Below are 13,696 nucleotides of genomic sequence, written 5' to 3' on the forward strand. Positions count from 1 at the left end.
GGCTGGCCGTACCCGCCCTGCTGGGGCGGATAGCCCCCGCCCGGGCCGTAGCCGGGCGGCTGCTGGCCGTAGCCCGGCTGGTTGCCCCAGGCACCGCCGGGGCGCGGCGGCTCCTGGCGGGGATCCTGGCGGGGATCTTGGCGGGGATCTTGGCGCGAGCCGCCGCCGAAGATGCTGGAGAAGAAGCCGCCGCCCGCGCCCTGACCGGCCCCCTGACCGCGCTGCGCCTCGGCGCGCGCCTGCTCGAGCTGCTGGTTGAGGCTCTTGATCGCCTCCTGCTGCACGTAGATCAGCTGCGCCATGGCGTAGGGCGCGTAGGGCTGGGTCCGGATCTTCTCGGCGATGAACCGCTCCGCGTCGGCATCGCGGGGCTGCTGCGCGGCCTGCTCGAGACGCTGGAAAATGCCGTTGATGACGTCGCGTTCTTCGCTGTTCATGGAGTCGTACTCCTATCGGCACCAGGCAGCGAGACCGCCCGGCGGCCTCCAGATGGGAGGGGCGTTGCTGTTTGTCACGGGGCACGAGAGCCGAAATCGACCGAGTCCCGGCCCCGATGAGATTACGATTTGGTCACCTGCTCTCATCCCGCCGCTCCGCTCGACCGCGGCCGCACTGACCTGACAGTTCGCGAGATTTGAAATGGTTCCGCCTCGGCAGCGTCGCCGCGCCGGCACGCGGCGCCTATCTGGGCCCTGTTTCGCCTGTTAAGGACGGCGCGCGCGGCACGCGTGACGGGCCTGCCGCCGGGAGGATGATGATGGATCGAGAAAAGGTCAGCGGGTTGCAGGTGGCGCGGGTGCTCCACGACTTCGTGGTCCGCGAGGCATTGCCGGGCACGGGCGTGTCGCCCGAGGTGTTCTGGGGCGGGCTCGCCGCCGTCCTGCGCGACCTGACGCCGAGAAACCGCGCCCTGCTCGCCAAGCGCGACGCGCTGCAGGACCGGATCGACGCGTGGCACCGCGAGCGCGCGGGCAGGCCCGTCGACGAGGCCGCCTACGAGAGCTTCCTGCGCGAGATCGGCTATCTCCTGCCCGATCCGGGCCCGGTGCGCGCCCGCACCGAGAACGTGGACGACGAGATCGCCAGCATCGCGGGCCCCCAGCTGGTGGTTCCGGTCTCGAATGCCCGCTACGCCCTCAACGCCGCCAATGCCCGCTGGGGCTCGCTCTACGACGCGTTCTACGGCACCGACGCGATCTCGGACGAGGGCGGCGCGGTCCGCGGCCCGGGCTACAACCGCACCCGCGGCGCCCGCGTCGTCACCCGCGCCCGTGCCTTCCTGGACCGCACCGTGCCGCTCGCGGGCGGGCGCCACGCCGACGTCGTGACCTACGCCATCGAGGGCGGCGCCCTCGTCGGCAACATGAACACCGGCGACACCATCCCGCTGGCGCGGCCCGAGGCCTTCGTCGGCTATCGCGGCCGGGCGAGCATGCCCTCGGCGCTGCTCCTGCGCCACAACGGCCTGCACATCGAGATCGTCCTCGACCGCACCCACCGGATCGGCCGCTTCGACGCCTCGGGCGTGGCCGACATCCTGATCGAATCCGCGATCTCGACCATCATGGACCTGGAGGATTCCGTCGCGGCGGTCGACGCGGACGACAAGGTCGTCGTCTACCGCAACTGGCTCGGCCTGATGAACGGCAGCCTCTCGGCGACGTTCCAGAAGGACGGCCGCGTGCTGGAGCGCCGCCTCAACCCCGACCGGCACTACACCGCCCCGACCGGCGGCGAGGTGACGGTGCCCGGCCGCAGCCTGATGCTGGTGCGCAATGTCGGCCACCACATGTTCACGGACGCGGTGCGCGATGCGGAGGGCAACGAGGTGCCGGAAGGCATCCTCGACGCCGCCGTCACGGCGATGATCGCGATCCACGACCTGCGCAACGAATCCGGCCTGCGCAACAGCCGCAAGGGCTCGGTCTACATCGTCAAGCCGAAGATGCACGGGCCCGAGGAGGTCGCCTTCGCGGTCGAGCTGTTCGGCCGGGTCGAGGCGATGCTGGGCCTGGAGCGCAACACGCTCAAGATGGGCATCATGGACGAGGAGCGCCGCACCACGGTCAACCTCGCCGCCTGCATCAAGGCCGCCGACGAGCGGGTCGTGTTCATCAATACCGGCTTCCTCGACCGCACCGGCGACGAGATCCACACCGCGATGGAGGCGGGACCGGTCATCCGCAAGAACGACATGAAGGCGACGCCCTGGATCAAGGGCTACGAGGAGAACAACGTCGATGTCGGGCTGGCCTGCGGGCTGCTCGGCCGGGCGCAGATCGGCAAGGGCATGTGGGCGGCGCCCGACGCCATGGCCGACATGCTGATGCAGAAGGGGGCCCACCCGAAGGCCGGCGCCAGCACGGCCTGGGTCCCGTCGCCGACCGCCGCGACGCTCCACGCCCTGCACTACCACGAGACCGACGTGCGCGCCCGCCAGGAGGAGCTCGCGCGCCGGCCCCGCTCGGCCCTGCACGAGATCCTGCAGATCCCGCTCGCCCGCTCCAACTTCGCCCCCGACGACGTCCAGCAGGAGATCGACAACAACGCCCAGAGCATCCTCGGCTACGTGGTGCGCTGGATCGATCAGGGCGTCGGCTGCTCCAAGGTCCCGGACATCCACGATGTCGGGCTGATGGAGGACCGCGCCACCCTGCGCATCTCCTCCCAGCACATCGCCAACTGGCTGCACCACGGCGTGGTCAGCGAGGAGCAGGTGATGGAGACGCTCCGGCGGATGGCCAAGGTCGTGGATCGCCAGAATGCCGGCGACCCGCTCTACACGCCGATGGCGCCGGGCTTCGACGGGCCGGCCTTCCGGGCCGCCTGCGACCTCGTCTTCAAGGGCCGCGTGCAGCCGAACGGCTACACCGAGTGGGTGCTGCATGCCCGCCGCCGCGAGGCGAAGGCGGCCGGAGCCCCGACCGAGAAGGCCCGCGAGGGCGCCACGGCGTGACGTCGCGGGCCGGCTCCCCCGGGAGCCGGCCCCGTCGGCAGGCGTCAGGCCGCCGGCCCGCCGCCCTCCAGGCTCGCCCCGAGCCAGGGCTGGCTGTTGACCATCCCGACCCGCCAGCCGGCCCCGTCCGGGCCCTCGTAATGGTCGAGCCGGGTGAGCGAGCAATTCTCCACCGCGAAGGCCAGCCCGCCCTGGGGCGGCAGGGCGAGGGCGAGGGCGATCGCGGCCCGGATCGTGCCGCCATGCGCCACCGCGACGATGTCGCGGCCGCGGTGCTCCGCCGTCAGCTCCGCGATCGCGGCGTGGACTCTCCCGCACAATTCCGAAAAGCTCTCGCCGTTGGGCGGGCGCTCGTCGGCGGGGGCGAACCAGTAGCTGTCCGCCAGGGGCTGCCGCTCGGCGAAGAAGCGGGCGCGCTCCCGGCCCTGCCAGTCGCCGAGATCCTGCTCCGCCAGCGCGGGCAGCACCGTCAGGGCGGGCGCGATCCCGTCGACCGTGAAGTCGCGCGCCTGCCACAGGGCCTCGGCGGTCTGGCGCGTGCGGCCGAGATGGCTCGACACCCAGGCCGCGCCGAGCGGCAGCACCGGGGCGAGGCCCGCGAAGACGTGGGCATCCCCGCAATCGCAGGCGATGTCGGAGCCGCCGTAGATGCGGCCGTTGTCGCCGCGCACGGGCGCGTGGCGCACCCACCACCAGCGGGTGCGGACGAAGGAGGGGGGAGGGGCCTTGCTCATCACCCCGCTATAGCCCGAATTGCCGGGAAGCCCGAATTGCCAGGACGGCGAACGCACCATACCGTCCTTTCGAAATGCGGAGCGGGCGGATGGCGGACGGGGCGGCGGATCTGATCTTCGGGGCGGACATCCCCTTCGCGCGGCTCTGCGGCGTGGAGGCGTTGCGCTTCGCGGAGGGGCGGACGCATCTGCGCCTCGCCCTCGGGCCCGCGCACGCCAACAATCTCGGCATCGCGCACGGGGGCGTCCTGTGCACGCTCCTCGACATTGCCATGGGGACGGCGGCGCGGCTCAATGTGGGGCGGCCGGTGGTGACGCTCGACATGCAGACGCGCTTCCTGTCGCCGGGACGGGGCGTGCTCCTGGCGGAGGGGCGCGTGGTGCGGGCCGGGCAGTCGATCCTGTTCTGCGACGCCGAGGTGCGCGCCGAGGGCGGCGCCCTCGTCGCCACGGCGAGCGGCGTGTTCAAGCCGACCGGCCTCGCCGAGCCGACCTCGCGGCCGGCCGGCGCGGCGAGCCCGTGAGGGAGCCGCGCCTCACGCGGCCAGGACGCCGCGCCTCACGCGGCCAGGAGTGTGCGCCCGTCGTGACCGGTGATGGCGAGGCGGCGCAGCGTGCCGGGCGCGACGCCCTCCGGCAGCCGCACCGGCAGGAACCCTTCCGTGCGGCCGGTGCCGCCGCGCTCGGCCAGCACCTCGCGCCGCTGCCCGACCTCCGCGGCGAGGCGGCGGGCGAGGGCGGCGGCGCCCGCCTCGCGCAGCCGCGCCGCCCGGGCGCGCGCGACCTCGCCCGGGACCTGCGGCATCCGCGCGGCCGGCGTCTCCGGGCGTGGCGAGTACGGGAAGACGTGGAGCTGCGTCAGCCCGCATTCCTCCACCAGGGCGAGCGAGCGGGCGAACTGCGCCTCGGTCTCCGTCGGGAAGCCCGCGATCAGGTCGGCGCCGAGCACGATCTCCGGCCGCAGGCGCCGGACCGTCTCGCAGAAGGCGACGGCGTCGGCGCGGGTGTGCCGGCGCCTCATGCGCTTGAGGACGAGGTCGTCCCCCGCCTGCAGCGACAGGTGCAGCTGCGGCATCAGCCGCGGCTCGGTCGCCAGCGCGTCGAGGAGGTCGGCATCCGCCTCGACCGAATCGATCGAGGACAGGCGCAGCCGGGCGAGGTCGGGCAGCGCCCGCAGCAGCGCCTTGACGAGACCCCCGAGGCCCGTCCCCGCGCCGAGATCCCGGCCGTAGGCCGTAAGGTCGATTCCGGTCAGCACGATCTCGCGGACCCCGTCCTCGACGAGATCCCGCGCCTGGGCGATCGCCGCCGCGACCGGCAGCGAGCGCGAGGGGCCGCGCCCGAACGGGATCACGCAGAAGGTGCAGCGGTGGTCGCAGCCGTTCTGCACCGGCAGGAAGGCCCGGGTGCGGCCCGGCATGCGGGGCGCGGGGGCGGGCGAGGCGTGCCGCACCGCCATGACGGCGCCGACGCCAGCGGGATCCGGCGCCGCCCGGCTCTCGCCCGACCAAGTTCCGCCCGACCAAGCCCCGTCCGACCACGTCGCCGGCGCGAGCTTTGCGTGGTTGCCGACGAGGCCGGAGACCTCCGGCATCGCCCGGTAGGCCCGCGCCTCGACCTCGGCGCCGCAGCCGGTGACGACGATCCGAAGCCCGGGCCGCTCGCGCGCCGCCTGCCGGATCGCCTTGCGCGCCTGGCGGGTCGCCTCCGCGGTGACCGCGCAGGTATTCACGACCAGGAGGTCGCCGCCCGCCGGCCCGGCCGCCCTCCTGACCGCCTCGCCCTCGACGGCGTTGAGGCGGCAGCCGAAGCTCAGCACCTCCACGGGCATCAGGCCGCGCCCGCGAACAGGGCAGGGGGGAAGCGGCCCTCCCATTCGAGCTCCGTCGGCCCGGTCATCCGCACGTGGTCGTCCTCGCCCCAGGCGATCACGAGGTCGCCGCCCGGCAGGGTCACGGTGGCGCGCCGGCCGGTCAGCCGCAGCCGCGCCGCCGCCACCAGGGCGGCGCAGGCCGCCGAGCCGCAGGCCCGGGTGAGGCCGGCGCCGCGCTCCCACACGCGCAGCCGGATGCGGTCCGCCGCGACCACCTGGGCGAGCGAGATGTTGGCCCGCTCCGGGAAGAGCGGATGCGCTTCGAGGAGCGGCCCGATCCGGCCGAGATCGTAGGTCTCGGGATCGCGGTCGACGAAGAACACCGCGTGCGGGTTGCCCATGCTGACCACGCCCGGCGAGTGCAGGATCGGCGCATCGATCGGTCCGATCTGCAATTCGATCCGCCGCGTGTCCGGGAAGGGCTCCGAGAGCGGGATCTCGTCCCAGCGCAGGTGCGGGGGGCCCATGTCGACGGTGAAATCCGTGTCGGAGACGCGGGTGACGGCGAGCAGCCCCGCCGCGCTCTCCAGGGTGAGCTGCTCGCCCGCGCGCCCCATGACCGGATCGGCGCGCATCGCCCAGGCGACGCAGCGGGTGCCGTTGCCGCAGGCGCCGGATTCCGAGCCGTCCCGGTTGTAGATCCGCAGGCGGGCGTCGGTGCCGGGCGTGACCGGATCGTGAAGCACCATGAGCTGGTCGAAGCGGGAGCGGGGATCGGCCGCGATGGCCCGCGCCTCCTCGGGCCGCACCACGTGGCTGCTGGCGCGCAGGTCCAGCACCACGATCTCGTTGCCGAGACCGTTCATCTTCAGGAAGCGGTGATCCGCGAGGGGGGACATGGGTGTGGCGGCTCGTCTTCAGGTCGCCCGTATATGGCCCGAAACGCCGCCGCGCGCGAGCGCCGCTCTCGCCGGGGCAGGCGAACCGGATTACGGTCTCGCCCGTTCGGATGGTGGCGCACGGCGCCGGCCCGACCCCCGATCCCGACCGGAGCGCTTCGCCCGTGATTGTGTCCCGTCTCCCGCTCGCCGCGCTCGGATTGGCCCTCGCCCTCGCCGCCGGATCGGGCGCCCCGCGGGCCCAGCAACCGCCCGCGCAGGCCAACCCGCTCCCGACCACCACCGATCCGGGGCCGGGGCCCCGCTCCGGCGAGGCGCCGGCCCCGCCGCTGCCCGAGAAGGCGGTGCCGCCGGGCCCCGCGCCGGCCGGCCCGCGCCAGACCCTGGTGCCGAATCCCGGGGATCCCTCGGACGTGGACGAGGTGATGCTGCCGGCCAAGCCCGCCGCGATCCTCGCCGGCAACGCCAAGTGGGACGCGGCGGTGCCGACCCTGCGCGACGCCTTCGCGCGGCTGGAGGGCGACCTCGCCAAGGCGGGCGTGCGGGCGGTGGGCCGGCCGGTCGCGGTCTTCACCCGCACGGACGACGACGGGTTCCAGTTCGAGGCGATGCTGCCGATCGAGCAGGTGCCGGACCCGAGGCCCGCCGGCCTGCCGGCCGATCTCCGCTTCGGCAGCACGCCGAGCGGCAAGGCCCTGCGCTTCGTGCACAAGGGCGCCTACGACGAGATCGACCAGACCTACGAGACGGTGACGGCCTATCTCGACGCCAAGGGCATCATCGTCCAGGACGCCTTCGTGGAGGAGTACCTGACCGACCTGAGGAGCGCGAGCGACACCGGGCTCGAGGTGAACATCTACGCGCTGCCGAAGGAGGGTGGGCCGCGGTGATACGACGTCCGACTGATCCGGGATCCGCTGCGGTCAACCGGAGCCCGGATCAGACCATCCGGCGGCCGGCCTGACCCGGCGCCGGCCCGCCCGCCTACTTCGCCGCGGCCCGCACCTTCTCCAGGAAGCTCTCGTAATTCTCCGCCGTCAGGATGCCGACGAGCTTGTCGCGGATGCGGCCGTCCGGGCCGATGATGAAGGTCTCGGGCACCCCGTAGACCCCGAAATCGATGCCGACGCGCCCACTCTCGTCCATGCCCACGGCCCGGAACGGGTTGCCGTGGCGGCCGAGGAAGCGCCGCCCGTTCTCGGGCGCGTCCTTGTAGTCGATGCCGACGAGGTTCACCCCGTCGCGCGACAGGCGCATCAGCATCGGGTGCTCGATCTGGCAGGGCGCGCACCAGGACGCCCAGACGTTGAGCACCGTCACCTTGCCGGCGAAATCGGCGCTGGCGAGGCCCGGCACCGGCCCGTCCTGCCCCGCGAGGCCGGGCAGCCCGGGCAGCGCGAAGGCGGGGGCCGGGCGGCCGATCAGGGCCGAGGGCACCGCCGAGGGGTCGTAGCCCCGCGTGAGCAGGCGCCCGAGGAAGATCCCGGCCAGCGCGAGGAAGACCACGAGCGGCAGCAGGAAGAGGATCCGGCCGCGCCGGGCGGACGCCGCCTCGGCCTCGTCGGCGGCGCTCACGCGTCCCTCCCGTCCTGGAGCCGCGCCAGGGCGCGGCGCTGGGCGCGGAAATCGAGCACGGCGTGCAGGATCAGCGCCGCGACCACCAGGGCCGTGAAGGCGTAGGAGGCGAGGATGAAGGTGGCGTGCGGTCCGAGATCCACGGCGGGTCCGATCGGTCAGGCGATTTGGGGCGTCGGCACGGCGTCGAGCCGCTCCGCTTCGAGGATCGCCAGCGTCCGCACCCGGCGGCGCAGGATCTCGGTGCGCATCGTCGCGAGGTGCAGCGTGATCCCGAGCACCGAGAAGGCCGCGATCATCACCAGCAGCGGGTAGAGCATGGTCGGGTGGATGGTCGGCCCACCCATCCGCAGGATCGAGGCCGGCTGGTGCAGCGTCGACCACCAGTTCACCGAGAACTTGATGATCGGCAGGTTGACGGCGCCGACCAGGGTGAGGATCGCCACCGCCCGGGCGGCCCGGCCCGGATCCTCGATGGTGCGCCACAGCGCGAGCAGCCCGCAATAGATCAGCAGCAGCACCAGCATCGAGGTCAGGCGCGCGTCCCAGACCCAGTAGGTGCCCCACATCGGCTTGCCCCAGAGCGAGCCGGTGACGAGGCAGATCAGCGTGAAGGCGGCGCCGATCGGGGCGGCGGCGCGCTGCGCCACGTCGGCCAGCGGGTGGCGCCAGACCAGCGTGCCGAGCGCCGAGACCGTCATCGCCCCGTAGAAGAACACGCCGAGCCACGCGGCCGGCACGTGCAGGAACATGATCCGCACCGTCTCGCCCTGCTGGTAATCGGCGGGCGCGACGAAGAACGACAGGTAGAGGCCCGCGGCCAGCAGCACGGCGCTGAGGCCGCCGAGCCAGGGCAGGGCGGCGCCCGACCAGCGCATGAAGTGGCTCGGCTGCGCGAGCCGGGTGAGGAGGCCTTGTGCCATGGGGCGGGATCTAGCCCGGGGCCGCGGCCGCCCGCAATGCGGATGATCGGCGCATCACGGAACGCGCGCGGGAGAACCCCGTTGGGGTGCGGTTTCTCGGTCAAGGTTCCGCGACATGCTGAAATGGGCCCTCATCTTCTTCGTGGTCTCGCTGGTAGCGGGCGCGCTCGGATTCACCAACGTGGCGGCGGGCGCCCGCGGGATCGCCCGCCTGCTGTTCGGCCTCTTCCTCGTCGTCGCCGTGGTGATCGTGGTGGTCGCCTTCGCGCTCGGGCAGGCGGTGTTCTGAGCCTCGCGGCCGAGCCGGGGGCGCCGCGCGCGGCGGCGCGGGTCACTCGCTGGCGCGCAGCGCCGCGGCGGCCCCGAGCGTGCCGACGACGCCCGCCACCAGGCTGAGCGCGCCCAGGATCATGAGCGGCGTCGCGAAGGGCACGGTGCCGCCCGTGGCGGCCTCCGCCGCCGAGACCCCGAAGATCAGGGTCGGGATCATCAGGGGCAGCACCACCACGGCGAGGATCAGCCCGCCGCGGCGGATCGAGGCGGTGAGCGCGGCGCCCACCGCCCCGATGAAGGTGAGGGCGGGCGAGCCCACGAGGAGCGTCAGGCTCGTCGCCGCCATGGCGGTCGGCGTGAGCGCCACCAGGAGCCCGAAGAGCGGCGCCGCGAGGGCGAGCGGCAGGCCGGTCGTCAGCCAATGGGCCAGGGCCTTGGCCAGCACCACGAGTTCGAGCGGCACCGGCGCCCCCGTGAGGAGGTCGAGGGAGCCGTCCTCCTCGTCGGCCTGGAACAGCCGGTCGAGGCCGATCAGGGTCGCCAGCACGGCCGAGAGCCACAGGATGGCCGGGCCGATCCGGGACAGGAGGTTGAGGTCGGGTCCGAGCGCGAAGGGCACCAGCACCACGATCATCAGGAAGAAGACGAGCGACAGGGCGCCCGAGCCGCCGATGCGGCCGGCGAGCCGCAGGTCGCGCAGGAGCACCGCGAGGAAGGAGCGGGTCATCGGGCGGCCTCGGCGAGGGGGTCGAGGCGCGCCGGGCGATGGGCCTCGATGGCGATCTCGCGGGCGCCCTCGAGCCCGAGCGCCTGGTGGGTCGCCGCGATCACGAGGCCGCCCTCGCGCAGGTGGGCGCGCATCAGCGCGGCGAGGATGCCCTGCGAGGCGACGTCGAGGGCGGCGGTCGGCTCGTCGAGGAGCCAGAGCGGGCGGCGGCAGACGAGGAGCCGCGCGAGCGCGACCCGCCGCCGCTGCCCGGCCGACAGGTAGGCGACCGGCAGGCCCGCCGCGTGGGCGAGCCCCATCCGGCCGAGCGCCTCGCGGGGCGACAGCGCCGCCTCGCCGAGGAGGTCGCGGGCGAAGGCGAGGTTCTCCTCGGCGGTGAGCGCGCTCTTGAGCCCGTCCCGGTGGCCGACCCCGTGCAGGCATTCGGGGATCGTGCGCTCGCCGACATCCTCCGCGCGCAGCCGCCCGGCCTCCGGCGCGAGACGCCCGGAGACGAGGGCGAGCAGGGTGGACTTGCCCGCGCCGTTGCGGCCCGTCACGACCAGCGCCTCGCCGGGGCCGAGGGCGAAGGAGAGGCCGGAGAAGATGCGCCGCCCCGAGCGGCGGCAGGCGAGCCCCTCGGCGATCAGCCGCACGGGGCCGCCCCGGCCGCGCCCGCGACGCCGCGTCCCGGCCCGCCAGGGAAGGGCGCGCGCCGCCCCCCGGGCGCGTCCCGGTGCCGCCTCGCCTGCGCGTCTCGTCTCGCCACCTCACACCCCCGTAGCGGCCACATTCGAAGTGTTCTATACGCATCCCTGGCTGCGCCGCGCGACCTTGAAGGCGTCCAAACCGTCTCTCGCGCAATCCCAGTCCGGGCACCCCCGGGGCGGCGCGCGCACCGTGGCCCTCCCGGCCCTGCCCGGGATGCCGCACGGGAAGCGGAGTCGTGCCCGCACAGGGGACCGGCGCCGCTCGCGCATCCGGCCGAACACATGACGTCTGGCGCAGGTCATCCCTGCGCCGTGTTCGACAACCCCTCGCGAGGACCACGCCGTGGCTTCCATCGACAGCTTCAAATCCCGTCAGACCCTGCAGATCGGCGCGAAGGCTTACGCCTACTACTCCATCCCTGAGGCCGAGAAGAACGGCCTGCCGGACGCGGGCCGGCTGCCCTTCTCGATGAAGGTGCTGCTGGAGAACCTGCTGCGCTTCGAGGACGACCGCTCCGTCAAGCGGGCCGACATCGAGGCCGTGACCGCCTGGCTCGACAACCGCGGCAAGGTCGAGACCGAGATCGCCTTCCGGCCCTCGCGCGTGCTGATGCAGGACTTCACCGGCGTGCCGGCCGTGGTCGACCTCGCGGCCATGCGCGACGCCATGGTGGCGCTCGGCGGCGACCCGAAGAAGATCAACCCGCTCGTGCCGGTCGATCTCGTCATCGACCACTCCGTGATCGTGGACGAGTTCGGCACCCCGAAGGCGCTGGCCGACAACGTCGCCCTCGAATACGAGCGCAACGGCGAGCGCTACACCTTCCTCAAGTGGGGCCAGACGGCGTTCGACAACTTCTCCGTGGTGCCGCCCGGCACCGGCATCTGCCACCAGGTCAACCTCGAGTACCTCGCCCAGACGGTCTGGACCAAGGCCTTCGAGAACGGGCAGGAACTGGCCTATCCGGACAGCCTCGTCGGCACCGATTCGCACACCACGATGGTGAACGGCCTGGCGGTGCTGGGCTGGGGCGTCGGCGGCATCGAGGCCGAGGCGGCGATGCTCGGCCAGCCGCTCTCGATGCTGATCCCCGAGGTGGTCGGCTTCAAGCTCTCGGGCAAGCTGCCGGAGGGCACCACCGCCACCGACCTCGTGCTGACCGTCACCCAGATGCTGCGCAAGAAGGGCGTGGTCGGCAAGTTCGTGGAGTTCTACGGCCCCGGCCTCGACGACATGGCGGTGGCCGACCGCGCCACGATCTCCAACATGGCGCCCGAATACGGCGCGACCTGCGGCTTCTTCCCGGTCGACGCCAAGACCATCGACTTCCTGAAGGTCACCGGCCGCGCCGACGAGCGCATCGCGCTGGTCGAGGCCTACGCCAAGGCGCAGGGGATGTGGCGCGACGCCGCGACCCCCGACCCGGTCTTCACCGACACGCTGGAACTCGACCTCGCCGACGTGAAGCCCTCGCTCGCCGGCCCCAAGCGCCCGCAGGACCGGGTGCTGCTCGATTCCGCCAAGGCCGGCTTCGCCGCCTCGATGGAGAGCGAGTTCCGCAAGGCCGCCGACATCGCCAAGCGCTACCCGGTCGAGGGCGCCAATTTCGACATCGGCCACGGCGACGTGGTGATCGCGGCGATCACCTCCTGCACCAACACCTCGAACCCGAGCGTGATGATCGGGGCGGGGCTGCTCGCCCGCAACGCCGTCGCCAAGGGCCTGCGCTCGAAGCCCTGGGTGAAGACCTCGCTCGCCCCCGGCTCGCAGGTCGTCGCCGAGTACCTGGAGAAGGCCGGGCTGCAGCAGAGCCTCGACGCGCTCGGCTTCAACCTCGTCGGCTTCGGCTGCACCACCTGCATCGGCAATTCCGGCCCGCTGCCGGCGCCGATCTCCAAGGCGATCAACGACAACGACGTGGTCGCGGCCGCCGTGCTGTCGGGCAACCGCAACTTCGAGGGCCGGGTGAATCCGGACGTGCGGGCGAACTACCTCGCCTCGCCGCCCCTCGTCGTCGCCTACGCGCTCGCCGGCTCGCTCCAGGTCGACCTGACCCGGGAGCCGCTCGGCACCGGCTCGGACGGCAAGCCGGTCTACCTGAAGGACATCTGGCCGTCCTCGGCGGAGGTGAACGCCTTCATCGAGCAGACCATCACCTCCGCCCTGTTCAAGAGCCGCTACGCCGACGTGTTCGGCGGCGACGCGAACTGGAAGGCGGTCGAGGTGACCCCGGCCCAGACCTTCCAGTGGAATTCCGGCTCCACCTACGTGCAGAACCCGCCCTACTTCGTGGGCATGGAGAAGACCCCGGCGCCGGTCACCGACATCGTCGGCGCCCGCATCCTCGGGCTGTTCCTCGACTCGATCACCACCGACCACATCTCGCCCGCGGGCAACATCCGGGCGGCCTCGCCGGCCGGCGCCTACCTGCAGGAGCATCAGGTCCGGGTGCAGGACTTCAACCAGTACGGCACGCGGCGCGGCAACCACGAAGTCATGATGCGGGGCACCTTCGCCAACATCCGCATCAAGAACCAGATGGTCCGCGACGCGTCCGGCACGGTGGTGGAGGGCGGCTGGACCCTCTACCAGCCTACGGCTGAGAAGATGTTCATCTACGACGCGGCGATGCGCTACCAGCAGGAGGGCACGCCGCTGGTCGTGTTCGCCGGCAAGGAATACGGCACCGGCTCGTCGCGCGACTGGGCGGCCAAGGGCACGAAGCTGCTCGGGGTGCGGGCGGTCATCGCCGAGAGCTTCGAGCGCATCCACCGCTCGAACCTCGTCGGCATGGGCGTGGTGCCGCTGGTCTTCCAGGGCGACACGACCTGGGCCTCCCTCGGCCTCAAGGGCGACGAGACCGTGACGATCCGCGGCCTCGCCGGGGAGCTGAAGCCGCGCCAGACCCTGGTGGCGGAGATCACCGGGGCGGACGGCGCGACCCGGGAGGTGCCGCTCACCTGCCGGATCGACACCCTCGACGAGCTGGAATACTTCCGCAACGGCGGCATCCTTCCCTACGTGCTGCGCCAGCTCGCGGCGTGACCGAACGGGCCGGGCGCCCGCCCGGCCCCTCCCGAGGGCCCTTCCGCGCCGCGGAGGGGCC

At 72.8% G+C, this 13,696-nt stretch carries 14 protein-coding genes (1 of these 14 only partly in view); 5 read left to right on the top strand and 9 right to left on the bottom strand.

Features of this window, described 5'->3' with window-relative positions:
- Positions 1-437: the 5' portion of a DUF2076 domain-containing protein gene (locus QA634_RS18525; RefSeq protein ID WP_012333431.1), read on the bottom strand. The gene continues 355 nt to the left of window position 1, outside the view; only the first 437 of its 792 coding nucleotides appear in the window; the start codon lies at positions 435-437; its stop codon lies off the left edge, out of view.
- 320 nt (positions 438-757) lie between these two features.
- Here QA634_RS18525 and QA634_RS18530 point away from each other — a divergent pair, with 320 nt between their 5' ends.
- A complete protein-coding gene (locus tag QA634_RS18530) occupies positions 758-2,956 on the top strand; it encodes a malate synthase G (protein ID WP_036270269.1) in 2,199 nt (732 codons plus the stop codon).
- Positions 2,957-3,000: 44 nt separating this feature from the next.
- Here the strand turns inward: QA634_RS18530 and QA634_RS18535 are convergent, their stop codons facing one another.
- The gene (locus QA634_RS18535; protein ID WP_012333433.1) at positions 3,001-3,750 is read right to left on the bottom strand and encodes a histidine phosphatase family protein; all 750 of its coding nucleotides are present in this window, start codon (positions 3,748-3,750) and stop codon (positions 3,001-3,003) included.
- A gap of 29 nt (positions 3,751-3,779) precedes the next feature.
- Between QA634_RS18535 and QA634_RS18540 the strand changes: the two genes are divergently transcribed.
- Entirely contained in the window at positions 3,780-4,214 is a 435-nt protein-coding gene (locus tag QA634_RS18540; protein WP_012333434.1) for a PaaI family thioesterase, read from the top strand.
- A gap of 35 nt (positions 4,215-4,249) precedes the next feature.
- Here QA634_RS18540 and mtaB read toward each other — a convergent pair whose 3' ends face one another.
- A complete protein-coding gene (gene mtaB / locus QA634_RS18545; RefSeq protein ID WP_012333435.1) occupies positions 4,250-5,521 on the bottom strand; it encodes a tRNA (N(6)-L-threonylcarbamoyladenosine(37)-C(2))-methylthiotransferase MtaB in 1,272 nt (423 codons plus the stop codon).
- The gene (gene dapF, locus QA634_RS18550) at positions 5,521-6,402 is read right to left on the bottom strand and encodes a diaminopimelate epimerase (protein ID WP_012333436.1); all 882 of its coding nucleotides are present in this window, start codon (positions 6,400-6,402) and stop codon (positions 5,521-5,523) included. The genes mtaB and dapF overlap by 1 nt, the downstream gene beginning before the upstream one ends.
- A gap of 110 nt (positions 6,403-6,512) precedes the next feature.
- Between dapF and QA634_RS18555 the strand changes: the two genes are divergently transcribed.
- Positions 6,513-7,292 (top strand): GyrI-like domain-containing protein, encoded by a 780-nt coding sequence (locus QA634_RS18555; RefSeq protein WP_012333437.1) that lies wholly within the window; start codon positions 6,513-6,515, stop codon positions 7,290-7,292.
- 94 nt (positions 7,293-7,386) lie between these two features.
- On the opposite strand, the gene QA634_RS18560 is transcribed toward QA634_RS18555, so the two are convergent.
- Genes QA634_RS18560 through QA634_RS18570 form a run of 3 tightly spaced genes read right to left on the bottom strand, consistent with a single transcriptional unit; the run spans position 7,387 to position 8,900 of the window.
- The gene (locus QA634_RS18560) at positions 7,387-7,977 is read right to left on the bottom strand and encodes a DsbE family thiol:disulfide interchange protein (RefSeq protein ID WP_012333438.1); all 591 of its coding nucleotides are present in this window, start codon (positions 7,975-7,977) and stop codon (positions 7,387-7,389) included.
- Positions 7,974-8,120 (bottom strand): heme exporter protein CcmD, encoded by a 147-nt coding sequence (gene ccmD, locus QA634_RS18565; RefSeq protein WP_012333439.1) that lies wholly within the window; start codon positions 8,118-8,120, stop codon positions 7,974-7,976. Before ccmD ends, QA634_RS18560 begins: the two co-directional genes overlap by 4 nt.
- A 15-nt stretch (positions 8,121-8,135) precedes the next feature.
- A complete protein-coding gene (locus QA634_RS18570; protein ID WP_012333440.1) occupies positions 8,136-8,900 on the bottom strand; it encodes a heme ABC transporter permease in 765 nt (254 codons plus the stop codon).
- A gap of 115 nt (positions 8,901-9,015) precedes the next feature.
- On the opposite strand from QA634_RS18570, the gene QA634_RS18575 reads away from it, so the two are divergent.
- Positions 9,016-9,189 (top strand): DUF1328 domain-containing protein, encoded by a 174-nt coding sequence (locus QA634_RS18575; RefSeq protein WP_012333441.1) that lies wholly within the window; start codon positions 9,016-9,018, stop codon positions 9,187-9,189.
- Between the two features lie 42 nt (positions 9,190-9,231).
- On the opposite strand, the gene ccmB is transcribed toward QA634_RS18575, so the two are convergent.
- Both ccmB and ccmA read right to left on the bottom strand, forming a co-directional pair.
- Positions 9,232-9,900 carry a heme exporter protein CcmB gene (ccmB, locus tag QA634_RS18580; RefSeq protein WP_012333442.1) on the bottom strand — a complete coding sequence of 223 codons (669 nt, stop codon included), beginning with the start codon at positions 9,898-9,900 and terminating at the stop codon, positions 9,232-9,234.
- Complete coding sequence (gene ccmA, locus QA634_RS18585) at positions 9,897-10,535, bottom strand: heme ABC exporter ATP-binding protein CcmA (protein WP_012333443.1); 639 nt, start codon at positions 10,533-10,535, stop codon at positions 9,897-9,899. The genes ccmB and ccmA overlap by 4 nt, the downstream gene beginning before the upstream one ends.
- A 397-nt stretch (positions 10,536-10,932) precedes the next feature.
- Here ccmA and acnA point away from each other — a divergent pair, with 397 nt between their 5' ends.
- Complete coding sequence (gene acnA / locus QA634_RS18590; protein WP_012333444.1) at positions 10,933-13,635, top strand: aconitate hydratase AcnA; 2,703 nt, start codon at positions 10,933-10,935, stop codon at positions 13,633-13,635.
- The last annotated feature ends 61 nt before the right edge of the window (positions 13,636-13,696 follow it).

The sequence above is a fragment of the Methylobacterium sp. CB376 genome (assembly GCF_029714205.1).
GTDB lineage: Bacteria > Pseudomonadota > Alphaproteobacteria > Rhizobiales > Beijerinckiaceae > Methylobacterium.